Source organism: Lapillicoccus sp. (genome assembly GCF_046595215.1).
Classification (GTDB): domain Bacteria; phylum Actinomycetota; class Actinomycetes; order Actinomycetales; family Dermatophilaceae; genus Lapillicoccus.
Genome location: NZ_JBKJPP010000082.1, coordinates 1 through 14,734, shown reverse-complemented (window position 1 = coordinate 14,734; position 14,734 = coordinate 1). Strand labels below are relative to the sequence as shown.

Below are 14,734 nucleotides of genomic sequence, written 5' to 3'. Positions count from 1 at the left end.
CCCAGAACGGGTCTACACCCGGGAGATAAGAGGTGTCAACCATGCACGCTCGCAGGCACGGTGCCTGAGTCGAGCGTGGGTCAGCGGGTGCGGGGTCGCCAGGCCGTCGTGCGGGCGGCGGCCGCGAGGACCCGGGCGACGTCGTCGGCACGCTCGACGGGCACGAGACCTGCGGTGACCCGCACATGGTCCTGGCCGGAGGGTCTCACGGTGAAGGCCTTGCCCGGCGCGACGCCGATCCCTTCGCTGGCGAGGCGGACCATGGCCGCGGCCTCGTCGTGCACCGGCACCCAGATGTTGAGCCCGTCGGTCCCGCCCGTGACGACGTCGTGGCGGGCCAGCGCGTCCACGAGCGCGCCGCGTCTGCGGGCGTACTCGTCGCGGGCGCCGGCCACGGCAGCGATCGCCCCGGGGTCGGTGAGGAGAGACAGGAGGATGCGCTGGAGCAGCCGGCTGCTCCAGCCCTGACCGACATGGCGGCGCGACTCGACCGCGGCCATGACGTCCGGCGGCCCGCTCATGGCTGCAAGGCGCAGGTCCGGCCCATGCGACTTGGAGAAGCTCCGCACGTGGACCGTCTGGTCGGGGATCCACCGGCCGAGGCTGAGCGGCGGGGTCAGCGCGATGCCCGCGGCCGAGTCGTCCTCGACCACGAGGGTGGTGCGCCCAGCCAGCAGGGCGGCCAGCTCACGCGCCCGGCGCTCGCTCAGGGTCACCCCGGTCGGGTTCTGCGCCCGGGGCTGGAGGAAGAGCGCCACGACCGGCGAGGCGAGGGCGTGCGTCAGGCCCTCGGGGGTCATCCCCTCGCTGTCCATCCCCACGGGCACGAGCACGACGCCCACCGACTCGAGCAGGTCGACGAGCGGGGGGAAGGTCGGTTGCTCGACGACGACGCGGTCGCCGAAGCGCAGCGCGGTCCGGGCCACCAGGTCGAGCCCGTCCATGGCGCCGTCGACGACGGTGAGGTCCGCGACGACGCAGGGCCAGTCCTGCCGCAGGACGTCCGCCAGCTCGGGCAGCACCGGCTCGTCCAGATAGCTGCCCGGCGTCCCAGCCGTCGTCAGGTGCTCGAGCGCCACACGCAGGTTGGGCAGCAGGCCGGCGTCCGGGACCCCGGTGGACAGGTCGAGGCGCATCTCGGCCTGCCGCTCGAGGGCCGACCGATAGCGGCTGGCCCCGGGCAGGCTCGCGTCGACGACCCTTGTGCCCCGGCGCCCGTCGGTGCGCACCGAGCCGGCCCGCGCGAGCAGGGCCCAGCCGGCGCTGACGGTGGTCGGTGACAGCGTGAGCTGGGCGGCCACCGTCCGGATCGGCGGGAGCCTGGTGCCGGGCACGAGGACGCCGTCCCGGATGGCCGCCCCGACGGCCTGCGACAGCCCCCGCGCCGTGGGCTCGGTGAGGCGCTGCTCCAGGTGGGAGATCAGCTCCCGGACAGCGGGGTCGCCAGGGGAGGCAGGGGAGGCGGTGGCGGGCACGCTTTGTAACATAGCAATAGAGGGATTGTCATGGCCTCGGTCGATCCCTAGGCTGACGGTTATGGCGACGAGAATCTCCCACTGGGTCAACGGCACCTCGACTCCCGGCACGTCCGGGCGCACCTCACCGGTCTACAACCCGGCGTCGGGCCAGCAGACCGGTGAGGTCGATCTGGCCAGTGCGGCGGAGCTTGATGCGGCCGTGGCCTCGGCCGTCGCGGCGCAGCGGGACTGGCGCACGTCGTCGCTGTCGCAGCGGGCCGCGGTCCTCTTCGCCTTCCGCGAGCTGCTGCACGAGCGCAGCGACGACCTCGCACGCATCATCACCTCCGAGCACGGCAAGGTCGTCGCCGACGCCGCCGGCGAGATCGCCAGAGGCCTCGAAAACGTCGAGTACGCCACCGGGGTGCCCAACCTGCTCAAGGGCGGCTTCTCCGAGCAGGCCGCCACCGGGGTCGACGTGTACAGCATCCGCCAGCCCCTGGGGGTCGTCGCCGGCATCACCCCCTTCAACTTCCCGGCGATGGTGCCGTTGTGGATGTGCGCCAACGCCATCGCGTGCGGCAACGCGTTCATCCTCAAGCCCAGCGAGAAGGACCCCTCGGCGTCGCTCTTCCTCGCCCGGCTGTGGAAGGAGGCCGGCCTTCCCGAGGGCGTGTTCAGCGTCGTCCAGGGTGACAAGGAGGCGGTCGACGCGATCCTCGCCCACCCCGACATCCAGGCCGTGAGCTTCGTCGGCTCGACGCCCATCGCCAAGTACATCTACGAGACGGGCACGGCCGCCGGCAAGCGGGTCCAGGCCCTCGGTGGCGCCAAGAACCATGCCCTGGTCCTGCCCGACGCGGACGTCGACATGGCGGCGGACGCCGTCGTCAGCGCAGCATACGGCTCGGCGGGGGAGCGGTGCATGGCCCTCTCCGTCGCGGTGGCCGTCGGCGCGATCGGCGACCCGCTCGTGGACGCGATCGCCGCCCGCCTGCCCAAGCTGACCATCGGCGACGGCACCGACCCCGACAGCGACATGGGCCCCCTCATCACCGGCGAGCACCGGGACAAGGTCCGCGGCTACATCGACCAGGGCGAGCAGGAGGGGGCCACGCTCGTCGTCGACGGCAGGGAGGGCGACCTGCCCACGGAGGGCTTCTTCCTCGGCACCACCCTCATCGATCACGTCACCCCACGGATGAGCGTCTACCGCGACGAGATCTTCGGCCCGGTGCTCTCCGTTGTGCGCGTCGAGACCTACGAGGAGGGCCTCGAGCTGATCAACAGCAACGCCTATGCCAACGGCGTCGCCATCTTCACCCGTGACGGCGGCGCGGCGCGCAGGTTCCAGTTCGACGTCGAGGTGGGCATGGTCGGCATCAACGTCCCGATCCCCGTGCCGGTGTCCTACTACTCCTTCGGCGGCTGGAAGTCCTCGCTCTTCGGCGACACGCACATGTACGGGCCCGAGGGCATCCAGTTCTACACCCGCGGCAAGGTCGTCACGTCGCGCTGGCCTGACCCGGCGACCTCGAGCGTCGACCTCGGCTTCCCGCGCACCCGCTGACCGCCCGTCCCGACAGGAGCCTTCGTGACCCAGCTCGCCGAACCCACGACGTCGTCGACCGCCATCGCGTCCATCCCGACCGATCAGGCGACGGTGCGCGGCAACGACCGCCGTCACGTGTTCCACTCGTGGTCGGCCCAGGCGGCCATCGACCCGCTACCGATCGAGCGGGCGCTGGGCTCGCAGTTCTGGGACCTCGACGGGAAGCGCTACCTCGACTTCTCCTCCCAGCTGGTCAACGTGAACATCGGCTACCAGCACCCGAAGCTCGTCGCGGCGATCCAGGAGCAGGCGGGCCGGCTGCTGACGATCGGCCCCACCTTCGCCAACGACGCGCGCTCCGAGGCGGCCCGGCTCATCGCGGAGATCGCCCCCGGCGACCTCAACATGGTCTTCTTCACCAACGGTGGGGCGGAGGCCAACGAGAACGCCATCCGGATGGCGCGGCTGCACACGGGCCGCCACAAGATCCTCGCGGCCTACCGCAGCTACCACGGCGCCACGGCCGGCGCCATCGCCCTGACCGGGGACCCGCGACGGTGGCCGTCCGAGCCCGGTATGCCGGGTGTCGTGCGGCACTGGGGTCCCTACCCCTACCGCTCGGCCTTCCACTCGACCACCGAGGCGGAGGAGGGCGAGCGCGCCCTGCAGCACCTGCGCGACACGATCATGGTCGAGGGCCCGTCCACCGTGGCGGCGATCATCCTCGAGCCGGTCGTCGGCACCAACGGCGTCCTCGTCCCGCCGGACGGCTACCTCGCCGGGGTGCGGCAGATCTGCGATGAGCACGGCATCATGCTCATCGCCGACGAGGTGATGGCCGGCTTCGGCCGGTGCGGCGAGTGGTTCGCCGTCGACCGCTGGGACGTGACCCCCGACCTCATCACCTTCGCCAAGGGCGTCAACTCCGGCTACGTCCCCTTGGGTGGCGTCGTCATGTCCGACCGGATCGCCGAGACGTTCCAGCACCGCGCCTTCCCCGGTGGGTTGACCTACTCCGGCCATCCGCTCGCGTGCGCGTCGGCCGTCGCCTCGATCGGCATCTTCCGCGAGGAGGGCATCATCGACCACGCCCGCGCCCTGGGCGCGGACGTCATCGGCCCCGAGCTGCGGGCCCTCGCCGAGCGGCACCCGTCCGTCGGCGAGGTGCGCGGCCTGGGCGTGTTCTGGGCCCTCGAGCTGGTGCGCGACCGGCATACCCGGGAGCCGTTGGTCCCCTTCAACGCGACCGGCGCCGACGCCGCCCCGATGGGCGAGTTCGCGGCGGCCTGCAAGGCCGAGGGGCTCTGGCCGTTCGTCCACTTCAACCGCACCCACGTCGTGCCGCCGTGCACGACCACGGCGGACGAGATCCGCGAGGGGGTGGCCATCCTCGACCACGCGCTCGAGGTTGCCGACCGCTACTACACCGGTTCCTGAGTCGGCGCGGCGCTCGGGGTTCCCCCGGGGCCCGCGTGGGTAGGGTCTGCGCGTGACCACCGAGACCTCGACCGACTCCCCTGCCGCCCCCCGCCGTCTTGCCGTCGTCGTGAACCCGACGAAGTTCAAGGACCTCGAGGACGTGCGCGCCCGCATCACCACGGTCTGCACCGACGCGGGCTGGGCCGAGCCGCTGTGGCTCGAGACCACCGAGGAGGACCCCGGCGTCGGTCAGGCGCAGGAGGCCGTCGACCGGGGCGTCGACATCGTCTGCCCCCTCGGGGGTGACGGCACCGTGCGGGCCGTGGCCACGTCGCTCGTCGGCACGGACACACCCCTCGGTCTCCTGCCCGGTGGCACCGGCAACCTGCTCGCCCGCAACCTCGAGCTGCCCGTCGACAAGATCGAGGAGGCGCTCGAAGTGGTCCTCACCGGGAAGGACCGACGCATCGACGTCGGCCTGGTGCGACTCTTCCCCGACTCGCATTCCCCGGACGCTCTCAAGGGCGACACCGCGCAGCACGGCAGTGAGGACCCGCGGCGCGAGGATGAGGAGATCTTCCTCGTCATGACCGGCATCGGCATCGACGCCGAGGTCATGGCCAACACCAACGAGAAGGTCAAGGGCGTCATCGGCTGGCCGGCCTACGTCCTGGCCGGGGTCGGACGCCTGTGGGCCAAGGGCTTCCGGGTGCAGGTGTCCACCGACGGGGGCAGCTCCCAGCACCAGCACGCCCGGAGCGTCATCATCGGCAACTGCGGGACCCTCCAGGGCAACGTGGAGCTCATGCCCGAGGCGCGCCTCGACGACGGCCGCCTCGACGGCGTGATCATGGCCCCCAAGGGTCCCTTCGGGTGGGCAGCAGTCGCCGCGGACGTCACGAGCCGGCACCGCCGCGGGCACCGTCAGCTGGTGCGGTTGCGGGGCAGATCCATGCAGATCAGCACGAGAGCGCCGGTCGAGACCCAGATCGACGGCGATCCCAAGGGCCCCCAGCACGGCCTGTCCGTCCGCACCCTGCCCGGCGGGCTCGTTGTCCGCGTCCGCTGAGTCGCGGCGAGGCCGGCCGCAGCGCCTCCGGTCCCTCCTCCCAGCGCTCGGATATGCCGTCGCCACCGCCGTGCCGGTGACGGCGCTGGCGCTCCTGGCGCGGGACAAGGTCGCCGCGGTGATCGCCCTGGACGATGCGACGATCCGCGCGGCCACCGAGGTGACCCGAGCACACCCGGGTCTCCTCACCGCGCTGGTGGCGTGGCAGGAGGCGCTGCAGCCCCGGTGGGTCTATGTCGTCGGCACCGGGGTGTGCGCCTGGGCCTGGGCCCGGCACGGGCTGACAACACGAGCCATCTGGGCCTTCGTGACGATGATGGCCGCCTGGAACATCGCGCTCGACCTCAAGTACCTCGTCCAGCGGGCCCGCCCGGTCGTCGCCGACGCCGTGTCGCACGCCCCGGGCTACAGCTTCCCGTCGGGCCACGCCGCCAACAGCGCCTCCGCCGCCACCGTGGTCACGCTGCTCGTCTGGCCCCTGCTGCGCACTGCCCGGGCGCGGTATGCCGTGGTCACCGGCGCCGTCGTCATCGTCGCCGCCACCGCGGCGGACCGCGTCTTCCTCGGCGTGCACTTCCCGTCGGACGTCGTCGCAGGCATCCTCGTCGGCTCCGGCCTGGCGTGGGCGTCCTACGTCGGCTACCGCGGGTGGAACCCTGCCCATCCCCTCGACCTCCCGGAGGCCTGACGCCATGCCGTTCCTCACCCGCTACGTCGACGACGAGTCCCGTCCACACGCCTCCTCCGCCCTGCGCGACCTCGCCGTCCGGGTCCTCGCGCCGGCGGTCCTGCTCTGGGTCGTCATCGTCGGCATCGGCAAGCTCATCGAGGGCCCCCTGGGTGGGCTGACCGCCGAGAACGCGGTCAACCACGCGCTCGCAGACGGCCGCACCCCGCTGTGGAACTCGATCACCATGGTCTGGTCCCGCATCGGCAACACCGAGATCGTCATCGGTGTCTGCATCGTGATGGTGGCGCTCATCTGGTGGCGGACCAGGCAGTGGTGGGTGGCGGTGGTCCCGGCGATCGCCATCGCCGTGCAGGCCACGGTGTTCGTGCTCGCGACCGCGGTCACCGGCCGCGCCCGTCCCGACGTCGAGCACCTCGACCCGGCCCCCCCGACGTCGTCCTACCCCAGCGGTCACGTCGGGGCCTCGACGGCGCTCTACTTCACCCTGGCCGCCATCGCCCAGCGGATCCCCAACCCGGTGCTACGCCGGGTCGTCACCGTCGTCTGTCTCGTCATCCCGTTCCTCGTCGCCTATGCCCGGCTCTACCGCGGCATGCACCACCTCAGCGACGTGATCGTCGGATTCCTCAACGGCTTGACCTGCGCCGTCCTCGCGTGGGCCTACCTGCGTCGGGACGGCGTGCGCCCGCGCGCCTGAGCGGGCAGTCGTCCCAGGTGCGCCGCGCAGGCTGTCAGCCGTCAGACCTCGGCGGGCCGCGGCCGTGGGCCCCGTCAGACCTTGGCGTGCCGTGCGCGGGCGAAGGAGTACACGGCATACGCGGCGAAGCCGAGGGCGACGACGGCCAGCAGGAGCGGCCCCTGGGGCGCCTTGAGCATCGTCCGGAGGGCGCCGTCGAGCCCCGTGGCCTCCGAGGGGGCAGCGTGCAGCGCGGCGAGGGCGAAGAGGATGCCGACAAGCACAAGCGCGACGCCCTTGGCGATGTAGCCGAACCTCCCGGCCCGTTCCGCCAGGACCCCGGGGTGCTCGTCAAGGTCCTTGAGGAAGGTCCGCCGCCAGCCCTTGGCGACGTGGTAGACGCCGACGGCAACGATGCCGAGCCCGACGAGACCGACGAGGACCCGCCCGGCGGGCTTCTCCATGAGGGTGGCGGTGAAGTCGACGGTCTGCGTGCTGCTGGACGAGCCGCTGGAGCCGCGGGCCCAGGTGAGGCAGCTGAATGACAGGAAGAGGTAGAGCACCGCCTTGGCGGCGGCCTTGACCCGGTCGGACGTCTCGTCCCGGGACACGAAGACCTCGGTGACCTGCCAGAGCCCGAGTCCGAGGAACCCGAGCACACCGATCCAGAGCGACGCCCGGCCGACAGCGGTCCCGGCGACTGTCTGCAGCGCCCCGGACTGGTCGGCCGACCCACCCCCGGCACCCAGCGCGAGCTGGAACCCCAACCAGGCGATGAGCAGGTGGAGCACACCGTTGACGGCGTACCCGAGCCGGGCGGCCGTCTCGAGGGCGGGATGGTTCCCCGCCTGGCGGGCCGCAGATCGCACGTCGTCGGTGTCCATCCCGGCATCCTTGCGCACCGGCGAGCCGGGCGGGACCCCCCACCGACACGGGATCATCCGCACCGCTCGCGCCGCGTCGTGACGCGGCCGCAGCCTGGCGGTGCGGCAGGATGGGACGATGTCCACGGCCCCCTCGACTGTCACGGTGATCGAACCACCGATCCCGGACCGGGTCCGTCGGCCGGCGGACGCCCTCCGCCTCGTGATTGTGCTGGCCGCCCTCGTCGCGGCGGTCGCCGTGGCCGACGTGGCCGTGGGCACCGCCGGCGCGCTGGAGCAGGATCTCGCGCTCGCGACCGACGGCCTGCCACGACTGCTCCTCCAGCTCCTCGGCTGGCTCGGGGGGATCGGCATCGTCGTCCTGCCGCTGGCCGTCGGCGCCGACCTCGTCGTCCGGGCGCGACCCCTGCAGCTGGGCCAGGCCCTGCTGGCCGCGGGGGTCGGGGCCCTCCTCGTCATCGGCCTGCGGTCGCTGATCCTCGACGGGCACGCCGGCGTCGTCCTCGGCGCCGTGACCCGGCCGCTGCGCGAGGGGCGCACGGCGCCGCTCGACGCGGTCATCGTCGCGCTCGTGGCCCTGCTCACCGTGGCCGACATCGTCGGCCGCAAGTGGATCTGGCCGCTCGCGATCGTCGTGATCGGCTCCAGTGCCGTGACGGCGTTCCTCTCCGGAGCAAGCACCTCCCTGGCGGTCACCTGCTCGCTCCTGCTCGGCTGGGCCGTCGGGCTCGCGTTCCGCTACGGCTTCGGGGCCACGTCGACGCGGCCGCCGGGCAGCGAGGTCGCCGAGGCGCTGGTCGCCAGCGGCGTGCCCCTCACCCGGCTCGAGCTCGTCGACCCGGACGACTCCGGCGACCGTCGTTACCTCGGGCAGACCGACACGCTGCCGGTCGATGTCCGGGTCATGGACCGGGACACCTTCGGACTGGCCTCCGGGTGGCGGCTCGTGCGCCTGCTCCGCCTGCGCAGCGGCTCGACGCGCACGCCCGCCCTCACCCTGCGGGCCGAGCTCGAGCACCGCACGCTGATGGGGCTGACGCTCGCCCAGGCGAGGATCCCCGCCCCCCGGCCCGTGGCCGTCTGCGAGGTGGGACCGTTCTCCGCGGTGATCGCCCACGTCAACCCCCGGGGCACGACCCTCGAGGAGCTGGGCACCGACCTCACCGACGCCCAGCTGGCCGAGGTCTGGTCGATGGCCGGGACCCTCCAACGTCGCCGGGTGGCCCACCGGGGGCTGGCCCCCGACGTCGTGATGATGCTCGACGACGGACGGGCGGGACTGCGCCGGGTCGGGGTCGGGGACGTCGCCGCCGATGACCTCACCCTGAGGATCGACACCGCCCAGCTGCTGACGACCACCGCACTCTCCGTCGGTCCCGACCGCTCCGTCACTGCCGCCGTGGCCGCGCTCGGGGTCGACGAGGTCGCGCGCGCCCTGCCCCTGCTCCAGCCGATCGCGCTGACTCGGTCCACCAGGACGGCGCTCAAGGAGCACAAGGTGCTGCTCGGGCAGCTGCGCGAGCGGATCCTGCAGCTCCGGCCGAGTGAGGAGCAGGCCGAGCCGGTCGAGCTGCGCCGGGTGACGCTACGCGGCCTGGTCACGGTCCTCGGCGGCGGCGTCGCGGCATACTTCCTCCTCACGCAGCTCGCGCAGGTGAACTTCTCCCAGGTCCTCGGCACCGCCAAGTGGGGCTGGGCCCTGGCGACGGTCGGTTTCGCCGCGCTGACCTTCGCCGGTGCCTCCCTCGCCCTGGCGGGAGCGGTCAGCACCCCGTTGAGGTTTGCGCGCACCTACATGACCCAGCTCGCCGTCGCCTTCAGCGGGCTGGTCGCCCCCGCAGCCATCGGCAACATCGCCCTGAACACCCGATACCTCCAGAAGGCGGGGCTCAAGCCGGCGGTCGCCGGGGCCAGTGTCGGAGTTGCCCAGGTGGCCCAGTTCTGCTCGTACTTCGTGCTGCTCGTGCTGTCGGGCGTCCTGGCCGGCACCGGAGCAAGGGCCTCCTTCACGCCCCCACCGGTCCTCGTCGCGGTCGTCCCGATCGTCGTCCTCGTCGTCCTGGGGCTGCTCGCCGTGCCCCCGGTGCGCCGACTCATCACCGGACGGGTGCTCCCGCAGGTCAGGACTGCCGTGCCGCAGGTGCTCGGCGTCCTGCAGCACCCGTCGAAGCTCGGCCAGGTGCTCGGGGGTGCGCTGCTCCTCGACGTGTCCTTCGTCGCCGCGATGGTCTGTGCGACGCGGGCCTTCGGCTCCGACGCGCCCGTCGCGGCCATCGCGGTCGTCTACTTCGCCGGGGCCATCATCGGGTCGGCGGTGCCGACGCCCGGAGGACTCGGCGGGATCGAGGCGGCCATGTCGGCGGGTCTCATCGCGATCGGGCTCGACGGCGGCACGGCCGTGTCCTCGGTGCTGCTCTACCGGATCGCGACCTACTGGCTGCCGATCCCGTTCGGCTGGTTCTCGCTGAACCGCCTGCAGAAGATGCAGGCGATCTGAGCCCGGCTCAGCGGCCCGGGCCGTCGACGTTGACCGTCAGGGTGCCCGAACCGCATCGGACGACGACGGCGCGGGAGGCGCCCGGGCCCGGGTTGGCCTCGCGGTGGACCGCCCCCGCGGGCACGTGGAGGAAATCTCCCGGGCCGGCGTCGAGGACATGTCCGCCGTCGCTGCCGGACTCGAGCCGCATCGTGCCGGCCAGGACGTAGAGCGTCGTCTCATGGGTGCCGTGGTGGTGCCACCCCGACACCGCGCCCGGCTCGGTGTCGACCGTGCCCGACCACATGGCGCTCGTGTGCTGGGCCATCTTTCGTGACATCCCCGGAGTCGGGTCTGCTGGCTCGAGCTCGTCGGCGCCGACCCGGGTGCAGGGGCGGGAGGAGGCGGGCTCGGCGGACTGCTCGGGCGTCGGGTCAGGGGGTGTCATGGGCCCATTCAACCGCGTCACTGCACCAGCGAGGGCGCGTGCCCGGGCGGACGACATCGAAGCCTGCCCATCGGGTCACGGGCGCTTCCCGGGCTCTTCCCGCAGACCCGTGCATACGGCACACTGCTCACCACGGCCACCGTGCCATCTCACGGCGAAAGGCGGACCACGTCGACGTCAGCGGCCAGACCTGACGACGCAGGTCAACGCGAGAGAGGTGCTGTGGTGGAGGCCGAAGACATGTCCGAGCTGATCGAGCCTACTGAGTCGATGGAGGCGATCGAGCCGATCCCCGAGACGTCCCCCGCCGAGCAGCTGGTCGCCGACGTGCTGCCCATCGGGGCGGCGCCGGCGCGTGCCGAGGAGGTCCGCGGCTCGGTCCCGTTGTGGTTTCACACCTTCGCGCTGGCGCCGGGGATCTACACGCCGGGCATCGCCCGCGACCACGGCTACCGTCTCCCGGTGGTCGGCGCGGACCGCTTCGCGGGGCGACGGGTGCTCGATATCGGCACGTTCGACGGCTTCTACAGCTTCCTGGCGGAGGCTCGCGGTGCGCGCCGCGTCGTCGCGGTGGACAACGAGCAGTATGTCGACTGGGTCCGCGATCGTTTCGGCGTGACCCTGCCAGGCGGTGCCGGCTTTCGCGCCGTCTCCGACCTGCTCGACTCGCAGGTCGACTACCACCGCATGGATGCGCTGGACGTGCGCGAGCTGGGGGAGCGCTTCGACGTGGTGCTCTGCTTTGGCATCCTGCACCGGGTGACCGACCCGATCGCGCTGCTCCAGACGCTCGCCGACGTGCTGACGCCGGGCGGCGAGGTCGTCCTCGAGACCTACGGCTCGCACCTCCCGGGCGAGACCGCGGCGATCGAGGTTCACCAGCCCGGCGAGGTCTACCCGCGCGACACCTTCCTCTACTGGGGGTTTCCCGCCGAGGGTCTGCGCCGGTTGGGGCGCATCGTCGGCCTTGGCGACGTCTCGGTCATCGACCAGACCGAGATCGACGGCCACCCGCGGATCGTCGCCTCGATGCGAGCGGCGCACTGATTGGATATCCTTCTCACGTCAAGCAGACTGCCGCCGACATCCCGGCTTGCCCGCCCCCGGTGGATTGAAGGCGTTCGCGCTGGGTATCGAGAAAGCGCTGTGGCCGGGCGAGACGCCGTTCGCGGTGGGTCCGGGTCCGAGTGCAGGAGGTAGAGATGACGAGTACCTTGTTTCGTAGGTGTGCGGCCGAGATGGTCGGGACGGCGCTGCTGATCGTCTTCGGGCCGGGTTCGGTGGTTGCCGCCCTGACCGTGGGCAAGGCCGTGGACTATGCGGCCCTCGGGGTGATCGGCCTGTCCTTCGGGCTGGTCGTCGCCATCGTCATCTACGCGTTCGGCTCGACATCCGGCGCGCACATCAACCCTGCGGTGACGCTCTCTCTGGCCGTGACCGGGCGCTTCCCCTGGAGGGAGGCCGGACCGTACGTCCTCGCCCAGCTCGTCGGCTCCGTCCTGGGGGGCGTCGTGGTCGTCGGCGCCTTCGGGCGGGCCGCCGTCGACCGGGGAAATGTCGGAGGCGTCGCGTTTGCCCCAGATGTCAGCTACGGACAGGCAATTCTCGTGGAGGCGGTCGCGACGTACCTGCTGCTTCTGGCCATTATGGGCACTGCGGTCGACCGCCGCGCGCCCGTGGGCTGGGCCGGGCTGATCATCGGGCTGTCGGTCACGTGTCTCGTCGTGGTGTTCGGCCCCTTGACCGGCGCGGCGGTCAACCCCGCGCGCGCTTTCGGTCCCAACGCGGCCGCGAGTCTGTTCGGCGGTTCGGTGGCGTGGGTCCAGTACCCCGCCTACGTCGTGGGGTCGCTGGTAGGAGGCATCGCCGCAGCCCTCAGCTACGACCTGATCGCCCGACCGAGAGACGCCGATGAGGCGGATGAGGCCGCTCAGGGCACCCAGGGGGACGTCATCGGGTCCCGACCGTGAGTCATCGGGTCACGACCAGGAACAACGGGCGATCCATGGCCCCCGGCAGGAAGGAAGGTGAGCCCAGGGGCGATAGGCCCCAGTGAACGGCTTACCGGTAGACCACGACAGCGACAAACGGCAAGGAGACAGTTCCATGGCAGGCAACAGAGGTGTGGCATACATGGGCCCCGGCAAGGTCGAGGTTCACGAGATCGACTACCCGAAGCTCGAGCTCCAGGACGGTCCGGGCGTCAATCCCGCGAACGTCGGACGCAAGTGCAACCACGGCGTGATCCTCAAGGTCGCGACGACCAACATCTGCGGCAGTGACCAGCACATGGTCCGAGGACGCACGACTGCTCCCCATGACCTGGTGCTCGGTCACGAGATCCTCGGCGAGGTCGTCGAGGCGGGTTCTGACGTGGAGTTCATCAAGGTCGGGGACCTGTGCTCGGTGCCCTTCAACATCGCGTGCGGTCGCTGCCGCAACTGCAAGGAGGGCAAGACCGGGATCTGCCTCAACGTCAACCCGGCCCGACCCGGGGCTGCCTACGGCTACGTCGACATGGGCGGGTGGGTGGGCGGGCAGGCTGAGTACGTCATGATTCCGTATGCCGACTGGAACCTGCTCCGCTTTCCGGACAAGGACCAGGCCCTTGAGAAGATCACTGACCTGACGATGCTGTCGGACATCTTCCCGACCGGCTTCCACGGTGCCTACACCGCTGGGGTGAAACCTGGCTCAACCGTCTATGTCGCCGGCGCCGGGCCCGTCGGTCTTGCCGCCGCTGCGAGTGCGCAGCTCCTCGGCGCCGCCGTGGTGATCGTGGCTGACCTCCAGCCCGAGCGTCTCGCGCAGGCCAAGAGCTTCGGCTGCGAGATCGTGGACGTCTCGAAGGGTGACCCCAAGGACCAGATCGAGCAGATCCTAGGCGTCCCCGAGGTCGATGCGGCCGTCGACGCCGTGGGCTTCGAGGCCCGCGGACACGGCGCCGACGCCGGCGAGGAAGCCCCCGCGACCGTGCTGAACTCGCTGATGGAGATCACTGCTGCCGGAGGCGCGATCGGGATCCCCGGGCTCTACGTGACCGGCGACCCCGGCGGCATCGACGAGGCAGCCAAGGTGGGCGCGTTGTCGCTCAGCCTCGGCACCGGCTGGGCGAAGTCGCTCTCCTTCGTCACCGGACAGTGCCCCGTGATGAAGTACAACTACGGCCTGATGAAGGCCATCCTGCACGACAAGGTGCAGATCGCGAAGGCGGTCAATGCCACCGTCATCCCCCTGGACGAGGCGCCCCAGGGTTACGCGGACTTCGACAAGGGCGCAGCCAAGAAGTTCGTCATCGACCCACACGGCATGGTCGCGTCGCGCTGAGTCGTGCACAGGGGCTCCCTCACGGTTGGGGGAGCCCCTGTGTGGGCCCGCGCGGCGGCTGGCTGCGCCATGATCTCGAACCCATGGCCGTCATCGTCCAGCGTGTCTGCTGTGTCGAAGAGGGCCAGACCTGCCGAGGTCATACCTTGTTGTGCTTGAGTCATGAAAACCGCCATCTCGCTCCCCGACGCCACGTTCGAAGCAGCCACGAGACGAGCCGCCGAGCTGGGCATCAGTCGGTCGCAGCTCTTCGCCGTCGCTGCCCGGCGCTACCTCGACGACCTGGAGAGCGCGTCGGTGACCACCCAGATCAACGACGCGCTCAGGGACGCGGGCAGCGATGACTCCACGGCCTTTGCCGTCGACGCAGGCCGCACACGGCTGAGCGGTGAGGGCGACTGGTGATCGAGCGGGGAGGGATCCACAGGGTGGACCTCGGCGAGCCTCGCGGCAGTCGGCCGGGCACGCGTCGCCCGGTGCTGGTCCCCAGCCGACTCCTCCAACACCAGCCGGCTGGGGACCGTCATCGTCGTGGTCATCACCTCGAACACCGCGCTTGCCGCCCTGCCGGGAAATGTCTTCCTCCCTGCCTCGGCGACGGGCCTCCCCAAGGACTCCGCGGTCAACGTGACTGCGGTCGTGACGCTCGACAGGACTGACCTTGACGAGCCCATCGCCACCTTGCCGGGCCATCTCATGCACGACGTCGCCAGCGGCCTGCGCCGAGTCCTCGAC

At 71.3% G+C, this 14,734-nt stretch carries 14 protein-coding genes; 11 read left to right on the top strand and 3 right to left on the bottom strand.

What is annotated here, in order from left to right:
* Positions 1 to 80 precede the first annotated feature (80 nt).
* A complete protein-coding gene (locus tag ACLL9L_RS06875; protein ID WP_411283900.1) occupies positions 81 to 1,475 on the bottom strand; it encodes a PLP-dependent aminotransferase family protein in 1,395 nt (464 codons plus the stop codon).
* Positions 1,476 to 1,536: 61 nt separating this feature from the next.
* Here ACLL9L_RS06875 and ACLL9L_RS06870 point away from each other — a divergent pair, with 61 nt between their 5' ends.
* From ACLL9L_RS06870 to ACLL9L_RS06850, 5 genes are all read left to right on the top strand, one after another.
* Positions 1,537 to 3,027: a CoA-acylating methylmalonate-semialdehyde dehydrogenase gene (locus ACLL9L_RS06870; protein WP_411283899.1), complete on the top strand. Its 1,491-nt coding sequence runs from the start codon at positions 1,537 to 1,539 to the stop codon at positions 3,025 to 3,027.
* A gap of 63 nt (positions 3,028 to 3,090) precedes the next feature.
* Positions 3,091 to 4,446, top strand: a complete 1,356-nt coding sequence (locus ACLL9L_RS06865) for an aspartate aminotransferase family protein (protein ID WP_411283942.1) — start codon at positions 3,091 to 3,093, stop codon at positions 4,444 to 4,446.
* A gap of 52 nt (positions 4,447 to 4,498) precedes the next feature.
* Positions 4,499 to 5,497 (top strand): diacylglycerol/lipid kinase family protein, encoded by a 999-nt coding sequence (locus ACLL9L_RS06860; RefSeq protein ID WP_411283898.1) that lies wholly within the window; start codon positions 4,499 to 4,501, stop codon positions 5,495 to 5,497.
* Positions 5,481 to 6,185: a phosphatase PAP2 family protein gene (locus ACLL9L_RS06855; RefSeq protein ID WP_411283897.1), complete on the top strand. Its 705-nt coding sequence runs from the start codon at positions 5,481 to 5,483 to the stop codon at positions 6,183 to 6,185. The genes ACLL9L_RS06860 and ACLL9L_RS06855 overlap by 17 nt, the downstream gene beginning before the upstream one ends.
* Before the next feature lie 4 nt (positions 6,186 to 6,189).
* Entirely contained in the window at positions 6,190 to 6,885 is a 696-nt protein-coding gene (locus ACLL9L_RS06850; protein WP_411283896.1) for a phosphatase PAP2 family protein, read from the top strand.
* Between the two features lie 74 nt (positions 6,886 to 6,959).
* On the opposite strand, the gene ACLL9L_RS06845 is transcribed toward ACLL9L_RS06850, so the two are convergent.
* Positions 6,960 to 7,748, bottom strand: coding sequence for a DUF1206 domain-containing protein (locus ACLL9L_RS06845; RefSeq protein ID WP_411283895.1), 789 nt, complete (start codon positions 7,746 to 7,748; stop codon positions 6,960 to 6,962).
* Between the two features lie 118 nt (positions 7,749 to 7,866).
* Here ACLL9L_RS06845 and ACLL9L_RS06840 point away from each other — a divergent pair, with 118 nt between their 5' ends.
* Entirely contained in the window at positions 7,867 to 10,245 is a 2,379-nt protein-coding gene (locus ACLL9L_RS06840; RefSeq protein WP_411283894.1) for a lysylphosphatidylglycerol synthase transmembrane domain-containing protein, read from the top strand.
* Positions 10,246 to 10,252: 7 nt separating this feature from the next.
* Here ACLL9L_RS06840 and ACLL9L_RS06835 read toward each other — a convergent pair whose 3' ends face one another.
* A complete protein-coding gene (locus ACLL9L_RS06835; RefSeq protein WP_411283893.1) occupies positions 10,253 to 10,672 on the bottom strand; it encodes a cupin domain-containing protein in 420 nt (139 codons plus the stop codon).
* Between the two features lie 225 nt (positions 10,673 to 10,897).
* Here ACLL9L_RS06835 and ACLL9L_RS06830 point away from each other — a divergent pair, with 225 nt between their 5' ends.
* The 5 genes from ACLL9L_RS06830 to ACLL9L_RS06810 form a co-directional block, all read left to right on the top strand.
* The gene (locus ACLL9L_RS06830; RefSeq protein WP_411283892.1) at positions 10,898 to 11,719 is read left to right on the top strand and encodes a class I SAM-dependent methyltransferase; all 822 of its coding nucleotides are present in this window, start codon (positions 10,898 to 10,900) and stop codon (positions 11,717 to 11,719) included.
* A gap of 155 nt (positions 11,720 to 11,874) precedes the next feature.
* A complete protein-coding gene (locus ACLL9L_RS06825; protein WP_411283891.1) occupies positions 11,875 to 12,642 on the top strand; it encodes an MIP/aquaporin family protein in 768 nt (255 codons plus the stop codon).
* A 136-nt stretch (positions 12,643 to 12,778) separates the two neighbouring features.
* Positions 12,779 to 13,999 (top strand): formaldehyde dehydrogenase, glutathione-independent, encoded by a 1,221-nt coding sequence (gene fdhA, locus ACLL9L_RS06820; protein WP_411283890.1) that lies wholly within the window; start codon positions 12,779 to 12,781, stop codon positions 13,997 to 13,999.
* A 162-nt stretch (positions 14,000 to 14,161) separates the two neighbouring features.
* Positions 14,162 to 14,404, top strand: coding sequence for a CopG family transcriptional regulator (locus ACLL9L_RS06815; RefSeq protein WP_411283889.1), 243 nt, complete (start codon positions 14,162 to 14,164; stop codon positions 14,402 to 14,404).
* A 126-nt stretch (positions 14,405 to 14,530) separates the two neighbouring features.
* A partial coding sequence (locus tag ACLL9L_RS06810; protein WP_411283888.1) for a type II toxin-antitoxin system PemK/MazF family toxin occupies positions 14,531 to 14,734 on the top strand: 204 nt, incomplete at its 3' end.